The sequence below is a fragment of the Serratia sp. (in: enterobacteria) genome (assembly GCF_051654945.1).
Taxonomy (GTDB): Bacteria; Pseudomonadota; Gammaproteobacteria; order Enterobacterales; family Enterobacteriaceae; genus Chania.
Genome location: NZ_JBOFZA010000092.1, coordinates 99,034 through 117,204 on the forward strand (window position 1 = coordinate 99,034; position 18,171 = coordinate 117,204).

16 protein-coding genes are annotated in these 18,171 nt (G+C 55.9%); 13 read left to right on the forward strand and 3 right to left on the reverse strand.

Annotated elements, in window-relative coordinates:
- Positions 1-161 precede the first annotated feature (161 nt).
- Complete coding sequence (locus tag ACRDCA_RS23235; protein WP_438691650.1) at positions 162-2,150, reverse strand: autotransporter outer membrane beta-barrel domain-containing protein; 1,989 nt, start codon at positions 2,148-2,150, stop codon at positions 162-164.
- A gap of 196 nt (positions 2,151-2,346) precedes the next feature.
- Here ACRDCA_RS23235 and ACRDCA_RS23240 point away from each other — a divergent pair, with 196 nt between their 5' ends.
- From ACRDCA_RS23240 to ghrB, 11 genes are all read left to right on the forward strand, one after another.
- A complete protein-coding gene (locus ACRDCA_RS23240; protein ID WP_438691651.1) occupies positions 2,347-2,919 on the forward strand; it encodes a DNA-3-methyladenine glycosylase I in 573 nt (190 codons plus the stop codon).
- Complete coding sequence (locus ACRDCA_RS23245) at positions 2,916-3,362, forward strand: N-acetyltransferase (protein WP_438691652.1); 447 nt, start codon at positions 2,916-2,918, stop codon at positions 3,360-3,362. Before ACRDCA_RS23240 ends, ACRDCA_RS23245 begins: the two co-directional genes overlap by 4 nt.
- Positions 3,363-3,437: 75 nt before the next feature.
- Positions 3,438-4,169, forward strand: coding sequence for a MurR/RpiR family transcriptional regulator (locus ACRDCA_RS23250; RefSeq protein WP_438691653.1), 732 nt, complete (start codon positions 3,438-3,440; stop codon positions 4,167-4,169).
- A 175-nt stretch (positions 4,170-4,344) separates the two neighbouring features.
- Positions 4,345-5,853 (forward strand): PTS transporter subunit EIIC, encoded by a 1,509-nt coding sequence (locus ACRDCA_RS23255; RefSeq protein ID WP_438691654.1) that lies wholly within the window; start codon positions 4,345-4,347, stop codon positions 5,851-5,853.
- A gap of 24 nt (positions 5,854-5,877) precedes the next feature.
- Positions 5,878-7,317, forward strand: a complete 1,440-nt coding sequence (locus ACRDCA_RS23260) for a 6-phospho-beta-glucosidase (protein ID WP_438691696.1) — start codon at positions 5,878-5,880, stop codon at positions 7,315-7,317.
- A gap of 281 nt (positions 7,318-7,598) precedes the next feature.
- Positions 7,599-8,261, forward strand: a complete 663-nt coding sequence (locus ACRDCA_RS23265; protein WP_438691655.1) for an OmpA family lipoprotein — start codon at positions 7,599-7,601, stop codon at positions 8,259-8,261.
- A 128-nt stretch (positions 8,262-8,389) separates the two neighbouring features.
- Positions 8,390-9,424 carry a LacI family DNA-binding transcriptional regulator gene (locus tag ACRDCA_RS23270; protein ID WP_438691656.1) on the forward strand — a complete coding sequence of 345 codons (1,035 nt, stop codon included), beginning with the start codon at positions 8,390-8,392 and terminating at the stop codon, positions 9,422-9,424.
- Between the two features lie 346 nt (positions 9,425-9,770).
- Positions 9,771-10,529: a sugar phosphate isomerase/epimerase gene (locus ACRDCA_RS23275; RefSeq protein WP_438691657.1), complete on the forward strand. Its 759-nt coding sequence runs from the start codon at positions 9,771-9,773 to the stop codon at positions 10,527-10,529.
- On the forward strand, positions 10,529-11,473 hold the full coding sequence (locus ACRDCA_RS23280; RefSeq protein WP_438691697.1) for a sugar kinase: 945 nt from the start codon (positions 10,529-10,531) through the stop codon (positions 11,471-11,473). Before ACRDCA_RS23275 ends, ACRDCA_RS23280 begins: the two co-directional genes overlap by 1 nt.
- A 122-nt stretch (positions 11,474-11,595) precedes the next feature.
- A complete protein-coding gene (locus tag ACRDCA_RS23285; RefSeq protein WP_438691658.1) occupies positions 11,596-12,864 on the forward strand; it encodes an MFS transporter in 1,269 nt (422 codons plus the stop codon).
- 82 nt (positions 12,865-12,946) lie between these two features.
- Positions 12,947-13,921: a glyoxylate/hydroxypyruvate reductase GhrB gene (gene ghrB / locus ACRDCA_RS23290; protein WP_438691659.1), complete on the forward strand. Its 975-nt coding sequence runs from the start codon at positions 12,947-12,949 to the stop codon at positions 13,919-13,921.
- Positions 13,922-13,975: 54 nt separating this feature from the next.
- Here the strand turns inward: ghrB and ACRDCA_RS23295 are convergent, their stop codons facing one another.
- Positions 13,976-14,260 carry a type II toxin-antitoxin system RelE/ParE family toxin gene (locus ACRDCA_RS23295; protein ID WP_438691660.1) on the reverse strand — a complete coding sequence of 95 codons (285 nt, stop codon included), beginning with the start codon at positions 14,258-14,260 and terminating at the stop codon, positions 13,976-13,978.
- Complete coding sequence (locus ACRDCA_RS23300) at positions 14,253-14,495, reverse strand: type II toxin-antitoxin system ParD family antitoxin (protein WP_438691661.1); 243 nt, start codon at positions 14,493-14,495, stop codon at positions 14,253-14,255. The genes ACRDCA_RS23295 and ACRDCA_RS23300 overlap by 8 nt, the downstream gene beginning before the upstream one ends.
- A 206-nt stretch (positions 14,496-14,701) precedes the next feature.
- Here ACRDCA_RS23300 and ACRDCA_RS23305 point away from each other — a divergent pair, with 206 nt between their 5' ends.
- Both ACRDCA_RS23305 and ACRDCA_RS23310 read left to right on the forward strand, forming a co-directional pair.
- Positions 14,702-16,768, forward strand: coding sequence for an alpha-amylase (locus ACRDCA_RS23305; protein ID WP_438691662.1), 2,067 nt, complete (start codon positions 14,702-14,704; stop codon positions 16,766-16,768).
- Positions 16,769-16,902: 134 nt separating this feature from the next.
- Positions 16,903-18,153 (forward strand): valine--pyruvate transaminase, encoded by a 1,251-nt coding sequence (locus ACRDCA_RS23310; protein ID WP_438691663.1) that lies wholly within the window; start codon positions 16,903-16,905, stop codon positions 18,151-18,153.
- Positions 18,154-18,171 lie beyond the last annotated feature (18 nt).

The following is an 18,171-nucleotide window of genomic DNA, read 5'->3' on the forward strand; positions in this document are numbered from 1 at the left end:
GCACTGTACTTTTTCGTTGAAGGACTTGCTCAAGGCATTGGCAAACAGGGCTGACAGCCCCGTATAACGGGTTCCGTACGCTAATCATGATAATCGCAGACCCTGCGATGTTCTGCCGGTGCCAAACTGTCTGACACCGGCAATTCGAATAAAACCCGCCCTCAAAAGCGCGCGCTGACCCCCACGTTGTACATAAATTGCTCACCACTACTCAAGCCACTGGTCTGTGAAACCGTTGCAAACGCCGCCACCCGCTCGCCCAATGGCATATTCGCCCCCAAGGTCACATCCATCCAGTTCTTATCCTGGCTGGCGCTGTCGCGGGTAAATGAGGTCTGGGTCGATTTCAATCCACCGCCAGCCCGGTAAACGCCATCGCCAAACTGGTGTTGATAGCTTACCTCGGCATAAGGGTTAACCACCCCGAGCTGGCTATCCAATCGCCATCCCAAAGCGCCGATCTGCGAATGATAGGTCTGATCGTTGAAGCGCATTGCCGTACTGTCGTCGCCATTCTCGCTATAACCCGAGACGTTACTGTAATCCCAGGCAAACTGGGCCATCGGCCCGGTGGTCAGGTACGATGCGATCGGGAAGTCATACCCCACCGTGATGCGTGCCCCCCACTGTTTACCATCGGTATCACCGGTTTCAGTACGGGTCAGCGAACCCAACTGCATACTGCGGTTAATATCGTCGTAATTCACGCTGGCATAGTGCAAATCGGCATTGACCCATCCCTGCTCGAACAGCGTCAGGGCGCTGAAGGCCGAAAGCAGCACGCCACGCGCCTTATAATCATAACGGCTGGAAGGCTGTTGATTGTCGTTGGAACCCGAGATCAGCGCGCCAATCAACCACTCATCCGTCAGTTGGTAATCCACGCCCAACGTCAGGTTATGCGTGGTGGCGTCGCCATCCCCGGCAACCGTATTGGCGGAGTAGTCATAATGTTGCCCGGCATAGCCGCCGAACACGCCCAACGACCCCTGCGGATTTTGGGTAGTACGTAACTGTTGAAAACGACTGTCCAGCGTGGCACGGCTATCACGCGCAAAGGCGGCAGTGGCCTGGTTGAGTGCCACCGCCTGTGCCGGGCCATCCAGCACCGCCTGAATATAATCGGCGATCAGTTGGTGGGCCTGCGGGCTTGGGTGGAAATGATCGGCAAACAGATAAGCCTGCTCGCTGTTAAAGCCTGGCATAGCTGAACTGCATACCGCCGAGGAAACGCCGGTCGGGCAAGCCATACCGGCGGTGTTGGTAAAACCAAACTGGCCCGGATTGGCGATCGCCTCGCTGAACAGTTTATTGACATCAACGCGCACGATATTGCCGCCGCCCTGAGCCAACAGGCGATCTTCGCTCTGGTTATAAAAATCGGTAAGCTGAGCGGCCTGGGCACTGAAACTGTCAAAAGCCGCGCTCAACTGCGCAGCAATGGCCTGCTGTACCAGTGGATTGCTGCTGGCCTGCTGTGCAGCAGCAGCTAAAGCCTGATGGATGGCCTGCTGGCGCGAAGCGTTATCCGGCGTAACCAGGGCATTGAGTTTGCTATATGCCGCCTGTATGGCCGCCCCCTGCACCGGCCCCAGCGCCTGCTGGATAATCAGTTCCATCAGTTGCGGGGTTGAGCCAATATTCGGTACCGTCGGCACGATCACCGTCCCGGCACCGGCATTCAATAACTCGTGCACCTGCGTCGCCGCTGCCAAGGCGCTGGTAAAGGCCACCTCCGGTGCGGTGGTGACATTCATCGCCGCAGCGGCCAGATCGTTGCCACCAATCCAGTGAATATACAGACCATCACCGTCGGCCTTGCCGTTCACTCGGGCAAGATAGCTCTGCACCTGATCCTGAGTATTGTCTGCCGGATTGAGTGCCGGTACGGCCACGCCACCACCGGCAGCATAGTTATAGCCACCGTTATCGGACGCCTCGAGCGCAGCGCCGATGCGCTGACCCAGGATTTCGTCATACAGTTGATGTTGATTACTGTCATACGTGAAGCGGCCATTATTGCCGGTATCACTCAGGCTATCGCCAAACACATAAAGCTGATCGTAGGCCTGTGCCGTAGCACTGAGGCAAAAAGCTAACGCCACGGCAAGCACGGTTGGAGCATGCTTGCCCTGTATTTTCAGAGGCATAGATAGACTCCTGAGAGCCAGAAAATGGGGAAATCACTGTTCTTATCGTTGGCCTTTATCTCCATGGCCATGTAGTAAATATTGCTGGCTTTCACACTTCGTCAAGTTGGCTGACGATAAATCGTGCAAAGGGTTGCCAAGCCGGCGGCTTCCAGCGATGATTACTGTAAATAAACACAGCACCAGGAGTCTCAGCATGGCCAACGAACGCTGCGGTTGGGTTACCGCCGATCCGTTATATCTTGAGTATCATGACCAGGAATGGGGCGTTCCCACCACCAATGCACGCGAGCTGTTCGAAATGCTGTGCCTGGAAGGCCAGCAGGCCGGTCTTTCCTGGATCACCGTGCTGAAAAAACGTGAAAACTACCGCCGCGCCTTCCACAACTTCGATCCACAGCGCATCGCCGCCATGACCGAGCAAGACGTGGCCACGCTGATGCAAGACAGCGGCATCATCCGCCATCGCGGCAAGATCGAAGCCATCATCAACAATGCCAAAGCCTATCTGGCGATGGAAATAGCCGGGGAGGATTTTGTCACCTTTATCTGGCAGTTCGTCAGCGGCAAGCCACTGCTCAATCACTGGCAGGCGCTGGGTGAAGTCCCCGCCAAAACCGAACAGTCCGATGCCCTGTCCAAAGCGTTGAAAAAGCGTGGCTTTAAATTTATCGGCTCGACCACCTGCTATGCCTTTATGCAGGCCAGCGGCCTGGTGAACGATCATCTTACCGGGTGCTTCTGCCACCCAAGGCAGAGTCAGGCATGATCCGCACCGCCAAACCGGCCGATATCGAGCCGCTGATGGCGCTGTGGCTGGCTAGTACCACCCATGCCCATCCGTTTATTGCGGCCGATTATTGGCAGCAAACCGCCCAGTTAGTGCGTGAAAACTACCTGCCGCGTGCCAAAACCTGGGTTTATCTGCACGATCAGCAGATCGTCGGGTTTATCAGCGTGCTGGATGAGCGCTTCATAGGCGCACTGTTTGTCGATGAGCACTTCCACGGCCACGGCGTCGGTGCCGCGCTGATGGAGCACGTGCAACAACTGCACGGCTGGCTAAGCCTGGAAGTGTACGAGCAGAACCTGCGGGCCTGTGCCTTTTACCGCAAGCTTGGCTTCAGTGAAGCACAACGCGAGTTCAATAAAGAGACTCAGGCCCATACGCTGATCATGAACTGGGCCGCCGCCGAACTGCGCTATCCCTGAAGAAGCGTGGGCGGGCTTTGTCATCCCTGCCCGCTTCTGGTACTTTGGCAGCCAACCTTGTCGACGAGATGCCGTATGTTTACCCACATCACCTTATCCAAGCTCAACGGTCTCGAATTGATGGTGTACAACTACGTCATCAAAAATAAGGACAAGGTCATGTATATGACCATTCGTGAGCTGGCGGAAAGTGCCAAGGTATCCACCACCACGGTGTTACGCTTTTGCAAGAAAATGAATTTCAGTGGCTATTCGGAGTTTCGCATTCGCTTTAAACTCTATCTGGAGCAGGAAGACAAGCTGCTGTTAACCTCTGGCGTCAGCGAAATCGTCAGCTTCTTCAAGAGTATTAATAACGATGAGTTCGAACAGTTAATTACCGCTGCGGCAGAACATATTGCGGCAGCGGAAAGGATTATCTTTGTTGGGGCGGGCACATCGGGAACGCTGGGTAAGTATGGCGCTCGTTTTTTCTCTAACGTCGGCAAGTTCAGTAATTATATTGACGACCCTTATTATCCTATCAGCAGCGATATGTATAAAAACGCGGTAGCGATTATTTTATCGGTTTCTGGTGAAACGCCGGAAATGCTCAAACTGGCCAGCCAATTCAGCCTGCATAACTGCAAAATCATCAGTATTACCAATAGTGAAACCTCTTCATTGGCGCGTATGGCGGACTTTAATCTCTCTTACCACATGCCGCAAATCCGCATTGCCAGCGAGTACGATATCACCACCCAGGTACCGGTGATGTATATATTGGAGGCGATTGGCAAGAAACTGGCCAAGAATCTTGGTCATTAATTTAATTACCAGAAATGGGCGTAATAACACCCTGTTTTTTACATGTGACAAATCACTATTACGCTATTTTGTTATATCGTGACAATCCCTCGCCGTTTGCTACTATCCAGTTAGAACCTTCTGAAACTTACAATAAAGCCCGATATTTCTGTACCCCACAGATGGAGTTACGTTGATGGCAATTAATTATGCTGACTCGGCAAAAGAGATCGTGCGCCTGATTGGCGGTGACAATAATGTGATTAATGTCACACATTGCGCAACACGTTTGCGATTTATTTTAAAAGATATCAGCCAGGCCGATAAAGACACGCTGAAACGCGTCAAGGGCGTTATTACCGTTATTGAATCCAGTGGCCAATTGCAGGTGGTGATCGGGAACCACGTCAATGATGCCTATCAGGAAGTGCTCAAACTGATCAATATGGATGAAAGCGTATCGGTCAGCGCGCCCAACGTCGGCATCGTCAGCCGCCTGATGGACATTATCTCCAGCATCTTTGCCCCCTTCCTGTATCCACTGGCGGCCTGTGGGGTGTTGCAGGGGCTAATCTCGCTGTTTGCCGCCTTGGGGTGGATGGATCCGGCGAGCGGTACTTATCGCATTCTGAACTTCGTTTCCTGGACCGGCTTCACCTTCTTGCCGGTGATGGTGGCCTTCACCGCCGCGAAAAAATTCAACGTCAATCCGTTCACTGCGGTGATCGCCGCCTGTGCACTGGTCTCCCCAGACTATATGAACATGCTCACCGCCAATAAAATCCTGTTGGTAAACTCTGCCGATCCGGCCATGCAGGCCTTGATGCAGGAAGCGGTCAACAATCCACAGATTGCCAGGGTGCTGGCCGAAGTGGCCGGTATCCCGATTAATGCCGATCCGCTCACCTTCCTGGGCATGCCGGTGCAGTATCTCAGCTACACCGCCTCGGTGATCCCGATCATCCTGATGGTCTGGATCATGTCTTATGTGCAGCGTTTCTTTGAACGCATCCTGCCGCTGGTGATCCGTAACCTGTTCACGCCGATGTTCTGTATCGCGATCATGGTACCGCTGACGCTGCTGGCCTTTGGCCCGATCGGCAACATGATTGGCGGTGCCATCGGCGGCGTCTATAACACGCTGTATCACCTGAGCCCCTCCATCGCCGGAGCGGTGGTGGGCGCTCTGTGGATGCCACTGGTGACGCTGGGCGTACACTGGGGGATCACACCGGTCACCGTGGGGAACTATGCCACGCTGGGGTATGACACCTTTACCGGCCTACAAGCCTCCCCGGTGTTTGCCATGGCGGGTGCCGTGCTGGGCGTCTATTTAAAATCCAAAGACCCGGAAATGAAGCGCGTTTCGTTGTCTGCGGGCATGACCGCTTTGTTTGGCATCACGGAACCGGCTATCTACGGTGTGGCACTGCGGCTCAAGCGCCCAATGATTTGTGGCTGTGTCGCCGGTGCGGTCGGCGGGTCGATTGCCGGGGCCTTCAATGCGGTGTCCTGGAGCTATTGCCTGCCGGGGATTGCCGTACTGCCGGTGTTCTTTAAAGAAGGCCATATGCCGCAGTTCCTCGGCTTCCTGCTGTCCATCTGCGTGGCGTTTGTGCTGGGAGCGGTGCTGACCTATATCGTCGGCTTCAAAGAAGAACAGCCTGCACCAACGGCACCGCTCAGCAAGCCAGAAATGGCCTAAATTCATCTAGATAAGAGAAATAGTATTATGAAAAGACAGTTACCGGATGATTTCCTGTGGGGCGGCGCGGTAGCGGCGCATCAGGTTGAAGGCGGCTGGGATCGGGGCGGTAAAGGCCCAAGCATCGTCGATGTGCTGTCCAGCGGTGCCCACGGAGTCGATCGCGTGATCACCGACGGCATTCAGCCAGGCTATCACTACGCCAACCACGACGCGGTAGACTTCTATCACCGTTACAAAGGTGATATCGCGCTGTTTGCCGAAATGGGTTTCAAGTGCTTCCGTACCTCGATTGCCTGGTCGCGTATCTTCCCTCTGGGGGATGAGCTGGAGCCGAACGAAGAAGGATTACAGTTCTACGACAGCCTGTTTGACGAGCTGTTGAAATATGGCATTGAGCCGGTGATCACCCTTTCCCACTTCGAGATGCCGTGGCATCTGGTGAAAGAGTATGGCGGCTGGAAGAACCGCAAAGTGGTTGATTTCTTTGTGCGCTTTAGCGAAGTGGTGATCGCTCGCTACCAGCACAAAGTGAAATACTGGATGACCTTCAACGAGATCAACAACCAGCGCAACTGGAAGACCCCGCTGTTTGGTTATTGCTGTTCCGGGGTGATTTTCACCCAGGAGCCGAACCCGGAAGAGTGCATGTACCAGGTGCTGCACCATCAGTTCGTCGCCAGTGCGCAGGTGGTCAAACTGGGGCATGCCATCAACCCGGACCTGCAAATTGGCTGCATGATCGCCATGGTGCCGCTGTATCCGTTCTCCTGTAATCCGGACGATGTGATGTATGCCCAAGAGGCGATGCGTGAACGCTTCCTGTTTGGCGACGTGCATATGCGCGGCTATTACCCGTCCTACATTCTGCACGAATGGGAGCGCCAGGGTTACTACATCCAGATGCAGCCGGAAGATGAGCAGATCCTGCGCGAAGGTTGCGCAGACTACATCGGCCTGAGTTATTACATGAGCAACGCGGTGCAGGCGGACTCCATCGGTGCGGGTACTGCCCTGTCCGGTTTTGAAGGCAGCGTGCCGAACCCTTATGTCAAAGCGTCCGACTGGGGCTGGCAGATCGATCCGGTAGGGTTGCGCTATACGCTCAATATCCTCTATGAGCGATATCAAAAGCCGCTGTTTATCGTCGAAAATGGCTTTGGGGCGCGGGATTTGCCTGAGGCGGATGGCCAGATCCACGATGATTACCGCATCGCCTATCTGCGTTCGCACATCGAGCAGATGAAAAAAGCGGTGATCGACGACGGCGTTGAGGTGATGGGCTTTACCCCTTGGGGCTGTATTGACTGCGTGTCATTCACCACCGGGCAATACAGCAAGCGCTACGGGTTTATCTACGTGGATAAGCACGACGATGGCACCGGCACCTTTGCCCGCTCGAAAAAACAGAGCTTTGACTGGTATCGCCGGGTGATCGCCAGCAATGGTGAAGTGCTGGGCTAACCGAATCTCTTCGGGGCGAAACGCTTCGCCCCGACTTGTCCGAAAGATCAATCCCTCCTGCATTAATTCAGTTTGTTCTGGTTCCCAAGCGACGATTTGGCGGTTACCTTCCCGCCTGTTTTACAGGTTCATAATTTGTCACGATTTTTTGCGGAACTGCTGGCCAGAAGGCACGTCATAGGAACGCGGCCCGTTGGGCGCTCGCGGTTGATTGCCGATGATTTAGCGCCTCCAGCTTGGAGTCGCGCACGCAGATATCCCTGCCATTAAAGGAACTACCAATGAAAAAACGCATTGCGATAATTGCTGGTGCGGTAGCCGTTGCCATGACGCTATCGGCTTGTACCACCAACCCTTACACCGGGGAGTCAGAGGCCGGTAAATCCGGTATTGGCGCTGGCGTTGGCGCAGCCCTGGGTGCCGGTATCGGCATGATCTCTTCATCGAAAAAAGACCGGGGTAAAGGCGCGTTGATCGGCGCCGCAGCCGGTGCCGCATTGGGCGGCGGTGCCGGGTACTACATGGACGTGCAGGAAGCCAAGCTGCGCGACAAAATGAAAGGTACCGGCGTTAGCGTCACCCGTCAGGGCGATAATATCGTGCTGAACATGCCGAACAACGTGACCTTCGATACCGACAGCAGCACGCTGAAACCGGCGGGTGCCAATACCCTGACCGGCGTAGCGATGGTACTGAAAGAATACGAAAAAACCGCCGTCAACGTGGTGGGTTATACCGACAGCACCGGGGCTCGCGCCCATAACATGACGCTGTCCCAGCAACGTGCAGACGGCGTAGCCAGCGCGCTGATCACCCAAGGGGTCGCCGCCAACCGCATCCGTTCGACCGGCGCCGGTCCGGATAACCCGATTGCCTCCAACAGCACCACCGAAGGCAAGGCGCAGAACCGCCGCGTTGAGATCACCCTCAGCCCGCTGCAATAAAACCGTGCGGGGCCTCGGCCCCGCCAGTTCGCATTTCCTGCCGCAGCCCACATCCTGATATGGGTCATTCCCGGCTTTAGGCTTGGTGTGTTAGTCTCCTTGGCATTGAACCGCAGGGGAGATCGGCTGTGAGCAGTGATAAAGCAACGCGTGCCTCAGGGCGCGCCACCATCAGTGATGTGGCAAAACACGCCCAAACCGGCAAAACCAGCGTGTCGCGCTATCTCAATGGTGAACAGCACCTGCTCTCCGACGATCTGAAACAACGCATCGAGCTGGCGATCCAGCAACTCGACTATCGCCCAAGCCAGATGGCCCGCAGCCTGAAAGGGGGCCAGACGCGGCTGATTGGCCTGATCATTGCCGATATCACCAATCCCTATTCCGTTCACGTCATGCGCGGTATCGAAGCCGCCTGCCGCCAGCACGGCTTTACCCTGCTGGTATGTAATACCAATAATGAAGTCAATCAGGAACAGCATTACCTCCAGTTGCTCAGCAGCTACCGGGTGGAAGGGATCGTGGTGAACGCCGTCGGGATGCGTGAAGATGCGCTCTCCATGCTGCAACAGTCGATGCTGCCGATGGTGCTGATCGACCGTAAAATCCCCGATTTCGCCTGCGATGTGGTAGGTCTGAATAATCATGAGGCCACCACTACCGCGACGGAGCACCTGTTGCAACAGGGGTTCGAGGCGATCCTGTTCCTCAGTGAACCGATTGGCACCGTGAATACCCGGCTTGAGCGGCTGCACGCCTTTCGCCAGACCATGGCCAACCACCCCGATTTGTCCGCCGAGCAGGCTGAGACCCCGCTTAACGACGCCGAAAAGTTGGAAACCGTATTACAGACCTTCAACACCCGCCATCGCGGTATGCGCAAAGCGGTGATCTCGGCCAACGGTGCCTTGACGCTGCAAGTTGCACGCGCCATGCGCCATTTGGGTATGCAGTGGGGCAACGATATTGGCCTGCTGGGCTTTGATGAGTTGGAATGGGCCGAATTGGCCGGGGTAGGCATCACCACGCTGAAGCAGCCTACCTACCAGATAGGGCATGCCGCGCTGGAGCTGTTGGTGCAGCGTATCCAGGGTATGGATGCTCCCGTTAGCGAACAGCTATTTTCCGGTGAGTTAATCGTACGCGGCTCCACCCAGCGTTGACCGGTGATGCCCCTCACCCTCTCCAACAGGGAGAGGGAACTGTCCGCGCTACCTGATATTTTGTCCGTCTACCTGACCTCCAGTGAATAAAAAAACCGGTATCACTCAGTTATACCTAGCTCACCACAACACCGAACTGGCTCCCTCGCCCTGTGGGAGAGGGCTGGGGTGAGGGGAAACCGTGTCGCCTTAGCTGACAAGTACGATAATTCATGAGCGAACGTTTTTCAGCCAACTCCGTGATTGCGATCATAGTTCTGCATTCTGCTGCTTTTCAATGGAACCGGTTCCATTTACCGTGAATACCTCAGTTACGGTGGTGGACTAGCCATCTCAGGAGCCAGATATGAAGCAACAGATTATTGTAGTGACCAGTGCCTACGGCAACGATAAGGTTCAGCAGCTAGGAGGGCAGGCGGCGTTATTACCCCTTATCGCCCAAGCCGGAGCCGACGGCGTGGAAATCCGCCGCGAACTCCTCTCCCCGCAGGAATTGGACGATTTGCCAGCCTTGGCACTGGCCCTGCAACAGCACCAACTGTCCGCTGTGTATTCCGCTCCTGAGTCACTGTTTACGCCACAGAGTACCCTGAACCCGAACTTGCCGGCCTTTTTGGCGGAGGCGAAGATCCTGCAAGCCAGCCGCCTCAAGCTCGCGTTAGGCCACTATAAGCCAGGCTTTGATTTCACTGAGTTAAAAATAGCGCTGGGGCAATCTGCCACTCAACTTGTGGTCGAGAACGACCAAACGCCAGACTGCGGCATCCTGTCGCAGCTGAATGCCTTCTTCTACGCGGCGCAAGCAAGCCAATTACCGGTCGGCATGACCTTCGATATGGCCAACTGGCATTGGGTAGGGCAAGACGCCTTGGCCGCCGCCGATCTGCTGGCCAGACACGTTGGCTATATTCATGTTAAGGCCGCAACCCTTGGACCACGCGGCTGGCGTGCAATTGCCCTGGATGATACCGACGGCAGTTGGCGCGATCTGCTGGCCCGTCTGCCACAGGACGTCCCACGCGGCATCGAGTTCCCGTTACAAGGCAGCGATCTGGAGGCGGTCACCCGCCACTATGTGAATGTGTTACGGGGGGAGCTGGCATGATGACAACGCAACATCCTTTAGACGTCGTCACGCTGGGCGAAGCCATGGCGATGTTTGTCGCAGCGCAAACCGGCGATTTGGCCGAGGTGGAAACCTTTACCAAACGCATCGCCGGTGCCGAGCTGAACGTAGCGATTGGGCTGGCCCGGCTGGGCCTGAACGTGGGTTGGGTCAGCCGGGTAGGCAATGACTCCTTTGGCCGCTTTACCCTGCAACAGCTGGCAAAAGAAGGAATCAATGCCAGCGGGGTAACCATCGATAGCCATTATCCGACCGGTTTTCAGCTCAAATCTAAAAACACCGATGGAACCGATCCCACTGTGGAGTATTTCCGCAAAGGCTCCGCCGCCAGCCGTCTGTCCACCGCCGATTTTAACCGCGACTATTTCGCCGGAGCGCGTCACCTGCATCTGAGCGGCGTGGCCGCTGCCCTTTCCAGCCCATCGCTGGAACTGTGTCATTTCGCCGCCGCCGAGATGCGCGCCCTGGGTAAAACCATTTCCTTCGATCCCAACCTGCGCCCGGTGCTGTGGTCTAGCCGCGAGCTGATGATCGAACAGCTCAATAAGCTGGCCTGTGCTGCCGACTGGGTGCTACCTGGGTTAAAAGAAGGCCAGATCCTGACCGGGCAATCCACCGCAGAAGGCATCGCCGATTTCTATCTGGAACGTGGCGTTCAGGCCGTCATCATCAAAACCGGGCCCGAAGGCGCCTGGTTTAAAACCGCCGCGGGCGACCAGGCCGCGGTTCCGGCGGTGAAAGTCACCAACGTGGTAGATACCGTCGGAGCCGGAGACGGTTTCGCCGTGGGGACGCTAAGCGCCCTGCTGGAAGGCAAAACGCTGCTCCAGGCGGTACAACGCGGCAACAAGATCGGCTCACTGGCCATCCAGGCCATCGGCGATAGCGAAGGGCTGCCAACCCGCGCCACACTGGCTGAATAATCATTTGCTCCTAAGTGCGCCCACCTCTGGCCCTACAACCGAGGCACGCCGGGAGAGCACAAGCCCCAGCGGATGGTTACCCGCCGCCGCTGGCAAAAAGACTCCACTGAAGGGATCTGAACATGAGTAAAGCAACTATTGCGGCTAAACGCTGGTGGTACATCATGCCCATCGTGTTTATCACCTACAGCCTGGCCTATCTGGATCGCGCCAACTTTAGCTTTGCCTCTGCCGCCGGGATCAACGACGATCTCGGCATCACCAAAGGGATGTCATCTCTGCTGGGCGCGCTGTTTTTCCTCGGCTATTTTTTCTTTCAAATTCCCGGCGCAATTTACGCCGAACGCCGTAGCGTCAAGAAACTGATTTTCTGGTGCCTCATCTTGTGGGGAGGCTGCGCTTCGCTAACCGGCATGGTCAGCAATATCCCAATGCTGGCAGCCATTCGTTTTATCCTCGGCGTGGTAGAAGCGGCGGTAATGCCCGCAATGCTGATTTATATCAGCAACTGGTTTACCAAGTCCGAACGCTCCCGCGCCAACACTTTCCTGATCCTCGGCAACCCGGTCACGGTGTTGTGGATGTCGGTGGTCTCCGGCTACCTGATCCATGCCTTTGGCTGGCGTGAAATGTTTATCATCGAAGGGATCCCCGCCGTGATTTGGGCCTTCTGCTGGTGGGTGCTGGTCAAAGACAAACCGTCACAGGTGGGTTGGCTGAGCGACCAGGAGAAGCAGGCGCTGCAACAGCAACTGGCTGAAGAACAGAAAGGCATCAAGGCCGTGCGTAACTACGGCGAGGCCTTCCGCTCCCGTAACGTGATCCTGCTATGTATGCAATATTTTGCCTGGAGCATCGGCGTGTATGGCTTCGTGCTGTGGCTGCCTTCGATCCTGCGCAGCGGTATGCAAATGGGGATGGTGGAAGCGGGTTGGTTGTCGTCGGTGCCTTATCTGGCCGCCACCATCGCGATGATCGTGGTTTCCTGGGCATCGGACAAGATGCAGAACCGCAAACTGTTCGTCTGGCCGCTGTTGCTGATCGGCGCGCTGGCGTTCTTCGCCTCTTACGCCATTGGCCCGAACCACTTCTGGATCTCCTATGGTCTGCTGGTAGTGGCCGGTGCGGCGATGTATGCGCCTTATGGTCCGTTCTTTGCCATCATCCCGGAGATGCTGCCAAGAAACGTCGCCGGCGGTGCCATGGCGCTGATTAACAGCATGGGCGCATTGGGTTCCTTCTTCGGTTCCTGGTTTGTCGGCTATCTGAATGGAGCAACCGGCAGCCCGGCGGCTTCCTATATGTTTATGGCTATCGCACTGCTGGCCTCGGTGGGGCTGACGCTGATCGTCAAGCCTGCACGCAACGAAGCTCAGCCACAGGTGGCCTGATGTTCCTGAGTGAGGGGCTTCGCCCTTCACTCACCCTGCAATATGTTATGTTGATTATCTCGTTCGCCAGATGGAGTTTGTGATGAAGCCTTCAATTGTGTTGTACAAAAGTATGCCCAGCGACCTGCGCGCAAGGCTGGATCAGCACTTCACCGTGCATGCCTTTGACGGCCTGCAACCAGATAACGCCGCCTTTGAGCAGGCGCTGCAACAGGCCGAAGGCATCCTGGGTTCCGGTGGCAAGATTGATGAAGCCTTTTTGCAACGAGCGCCCAGGCTGCGTGCGGCTTCCACCGTCTCCGTGGGTTATGACAACTTTGACGTCGATGCGCTCAACGCCCACCAGGTGCTGTTGATGCATACTCCAACCGTGCTGACCGAAACCGTGGCCGATACCATCATGAGCCTGGTGTTGGCCACCGCGCGCCGGGTCGTCGAAGTGGCCGAGCGGGTTAAAGCGGGGGAATGGCAAGGCAGCATCGGGCCTGACTGGTATGGCGTAGACGTGCATCATAAAACCATCGGCATCCTGGGCATGGGCCGCATCGGTCTGGCACTGGCGCAGCGTGCGCACTTTGGCTTTGGCATGCCGGTGCTGTACAACGCACGTCGCACACATGAAGAGGCAGAGCAGCGCTTTAATGCACGCCGTTGCGATCTTGATACGCTGCTGGCCGAGTCGGACTTCCTGTGCATTACGCTGCCGCTCACCGAGCAAACCTTCCATCTGATCGGCCGTGAGCAGTTGGCGAAGATGAAGCAGAGCGGTATTCTGATCAACGCAGGGCGTGGCCCGGTAGTAGATGAGCAGGCGCTAATTGAAGCCTTACAGGACGGCACCATTCACGCCGCCGGGTTGGACGTGTTCGAGCAGGAGCCGGTCGCGGTCGATTCACCGTTACTGAAAATGGCTAACGTGGTCGCGTTGCCACATATCGGTTCTGCCACCCATGAGACTCGCTACGGCATGGCCGCATGCGCCGTAGATAATCTGATTGCCGCTCTGACCGGCACGGTAACCGAAAACTGCGTTAACCCGCAGTTGCTGAAGAAGTAATTCTCATTAGATGCCAGTTTTTACCAACTGGCATCTAATCAAATTAACAGCGGCTTACAAGACGTGGCGAATGTGGTTCATTTGTTGGTGCAGAATACGTGCGATCAGAATGTCAGTATCACGGATGGTATAAAAAATAGTATGTCTCTGAAACTCAATACGCATTACGCCAGGAACCGCAAGATAATCCCGCCCTATCCTCGGAGTTTCGGCCAACATCTTCAAAAACGCCTCTAGTGCGTCGGTATAGTAGTCAGCTTGAGCCTCACCGAAATTTAAAAACGTGTAGTCATAAATCCCAATGAAATCGTCCTCGGCTCGTTTTGTGAGCTTATACACGGTGTTTCAGCTTCCTTTGGGCCGCAATGTCCCGCAATGATAACGAGCTTTCACCACTTTCCAAACCAGCGACAACAGCCTGGCGAATGACCTCATCATTTGTTTCCTGTTGCTCCAGCAAACGTAGTGCTGACCGCACAACTTCACTGGTCGATCCGTAGCGACCGCTGTCTATTAATCGGCCAACGAACGCATCAAGTTGCTCGCCTATTGTCACGCTGGTTGTTCTGGCCATAGCGCCTCCTGTGTTATCTATTAACACAATGATAGGAACGGTTATCGACAGTGTCAATGAAAGCCTAACCATAAAAATCCTACAAACCTCTCCCCCTTCCCCCTGCGCCCCCAAATTTCCGCCCCAGGATGAGGCGATTTTTTCTCTATCCAGCAAACTAGGCTACCCTACGATAAAAACGCTTCCTGCCACGAGTAAGGAGAGCCATGAAACGTCTGACCCTGCCCCTGCTGATGCTGCTTTCACCCGCAGCGCTGGCCAACTGGACGCTGCAAAGCTTCCCCGCCTTCAGCGAATCCACCAGCGGTGTGTTTACCAGCCAGGCTACGCTGGCCAAAGGCCAGCTGCCGTTGCAACTGTATCAGAACCAACAATGCTGGCAGCCCAGCGTTGCGGTGAAGCTGAACCAGGCGTTGTCGCTGCAACCCTGTAGCGATAGCGCGACCGTGAGTTGGCGACTGTTTCGCGATGGTGATTACCAGGTACGTATCGACACCCGCAGCGGTACGCCAACCTTGCAGCTCAGCCTGAAGGCCGAGCCGGAAAAAACCGTGGCTGCCGTTGCCCGCACCTGTCAGCGTTGGGACGGTCAACCCATCACCGTCGCAGTAAAAGACACCTTTGCCGAAGGCGAAACGCTGCGTGATTTCTACTCCGGCCAGACCGCCAAGGTCAATCAGGGCCAAATCACCTTACAACCAGCTGCCAACAGTGGTGGCCTGCTATTGCTGGAATCAGCCAATACACCGCCAAAAACCGCTTTTAGCTGGCACAACGCCACGGTCTATTTTGTGCTGACCGATCGTTTTGAAAACGGTAACCCGGCCAACGATCACAGCTATGGCCGTCACGGCGACGGCATGCAGGAAATCGGCACCTTTCACGGCGGCGATCTCGCCGGGTTGACACAAAAGCTCGATTATCTGCAGCAGCTCGGGGTCAACGCGCTATGGATCAGTTCCCCGCTGGAGCAAATCCACGGTTGGGTCGGTGGCGGCACCAAAGGGGATTTCCCACATTACGCCTATCACGGTTACTACCATCTGGACTGGACCAAGCTCGATGCCAATATGGGCAACGAGCAGGATCTGCGTAACCTGGTGGAGCAGGCGCATCAACGCGGGATCCGCATCCTGTTTGACGTGGTGGTCAACCACGTCGGCTATGCCACGCTCACCGATATGCAGCAGTTTCAGTTTGGCTCGCTGTACCTGAAGGGTGATGAAGCCGAAAAAACCCTCGGTAAAAACTGGGGCGATTGGCAGCCGGGGCCAGGCCAGAGCTGGCACAGTTTTAACGACTACATCAACTTCAGCGATAAAGCAGGCTGGAGCCAATGGTGGGGGAAAAACTGGATCCGCACCGATATCGGCGATTACGATTCGCCTGGCTTTAACGACCTGACCATGTCACTGGCCTTCCTTCCGGACATCAAAACCGAAGCGCCCGGTGCCAGCGGCCTACCGCTGTTCTTCCGCCACAAGTCCGATACCGCCGCGCGCGAAATCCCAGGGGCTACCACCCGCGATTATCTGGCAACCTGGCTCAGCCAATGGGTGCGCGACTACGGCATTGATGGCTTCCGCGTCGATACCGCCAAACACGTCGATAAACCCACGCTGGATCTGTTAAAGCAGCGTGCCACCGAAGCGCTGGCAGAGTGGAAAGCGGCCAACCCCAAACAGGCGTTGGACAATGCGCCGTTCTGGATGACCGGTGAGGCCTGGGGCCACGGGGTGATGAAAAGCGAGTATTACCAGCATGGCTTCGATGCGATGATCAACTTTGATTTTCAAGATCAGGCCGCGCAAGCGCTGGGATGTTTCTCCAATATCGATAGCACCTATCAACAGATGGCGGACAAGCTACAGGGCTTCAACGTGCTGAGCTATATTTCCTCGCACGATACTCGCCTGTTCTTCGCCAGCGATGCCAAAGGCTCTCTGCATCTACAACAGCGAGCAGCAGACCTGCTGTTGTTGGCACCCGGCGCAGTGCAAATTTACTACGGTGATGAGAGCGGCCGCCCGTTTGGCCCTACCGGTTCCGATCCCCTGCAAGGCACCCGCTCGGATATGAACTGGGGGGAACTGCAAGGCGCCAAAGCACCGTTGCTGGCACACTGGCAACGCTTGGGTCAGTTCCGTGAGCGCCATCCGGCAATCGGTGCCGGTACGCAGCAATCACAGCAAACGTCTCATTACTATGCCTTTAGCCGCCAGCATGAGGGTGACAAGGTGATGGTGGTGTGGGCTGGCGAACGGTCACAATAATTCAGCTAATTATGCTGTTAAATACCCGCCAGGCGACATCTATGCCCGGCGGGTGAAAACTCTAGCGCATTGCACCCGCTTTTATCTGGCGGTATGGTGGGCGCCTACCCGCTCACAACTATATTGCAGCAGCTATGAATTTTTCACTTTTCGGCGACAAATTTACCCGTTATGCGGGCATCACCCGCTTGATGGACGATCTGAACGAAGGCCTGCGCACGCCAGGTGCCATCATGCTCGGCGGCGGTAACCCGGCGCAAATCCCGGAGATGGCCAGCTACTTCAAACAGCTATGTCAGGAGATGCTCGATCAGGGCAAGCTGACCGAGGCACTGTGCAACTACGACGGCCCGCAAGGTAAAGATGCCCTGCTGAAAGCGCTGGCTACCATGCTGCAAGAAGAGCTTGGCTGGCAGATAGAACCACAGAATATTGCACTGACAAATGGCAGCCAGAGCGCGTTTTTCTACTTGTTTAACCTGTTCGCTGGCCGCTACGCCGACGGTAGCCGCCGCCGTGTACTGTTCCCGCTGGCACCAGAATATATTGGCTATGCCGATTCCGGGCTGGATGAGGGGCTGTTCGTCTCCGCCAAGCCTAATATCGAACTGTTGCCAGACGGCCAGTTCAAGTATCACGTCGATTTTGAGCATCTGAACATCGGTGACGATATCGGCATGATCTGCGTGTCACGCCCTACCAACCCGACTGGCAACGTGATCACCGACGAAGAGCTGATGAAACTCGATCTGCTCGCCCAGCAGCGTGATATCCCACTGGTGATCGACAACGCCTACGGCGTGCCGTTCCCCGGCATTATTTTCAGCGAAGCCACGCCGCTGTGGAACCCGAATATCATCCTGTGCATGAGCCTGTCCAAACTGGGCCTGCCAGGCTCACGTTGTGGCATCGTGATTGCCGACGAGAAAGTCATCACCGCACTAACCAATATGAACGGCATTATCAGCCTGTCCCCGGGCAGCATCGGCCCGGCGCTGGCCGCGGAGATGATTGAGCGTGGCGATCTGCTGCGTTTATCCAACGAGGTGATCCGCCCGTTCTACAAGCAGCGGGTCGAACAGACCATCGGCATTATTCGTCGTTACCTGTCGCCGGAGCGCTGCCTGATCCATAAACCGGAAGGGGCCATCTTCCTCTGGCTGTGGTTCAAGGATCTGCCCATCACCACCGAGCTGCTGTATCAACGGCTGAAAAAGCGTGGTGTGCTGATGGTGCCGGGCCACTACTTCTTCCCGGGGCTGGAGCATGAATGGCCACATACGCATCAATGTATGCGCATGAACTATGTACCTAATCCGGAAGATATTGAGCGTGGCGTGATGATCCTGGCAGAAGAGGTGGAACGCGCGCATCAGGAAGGGTAAATCTCCAGGGGCTCCGCA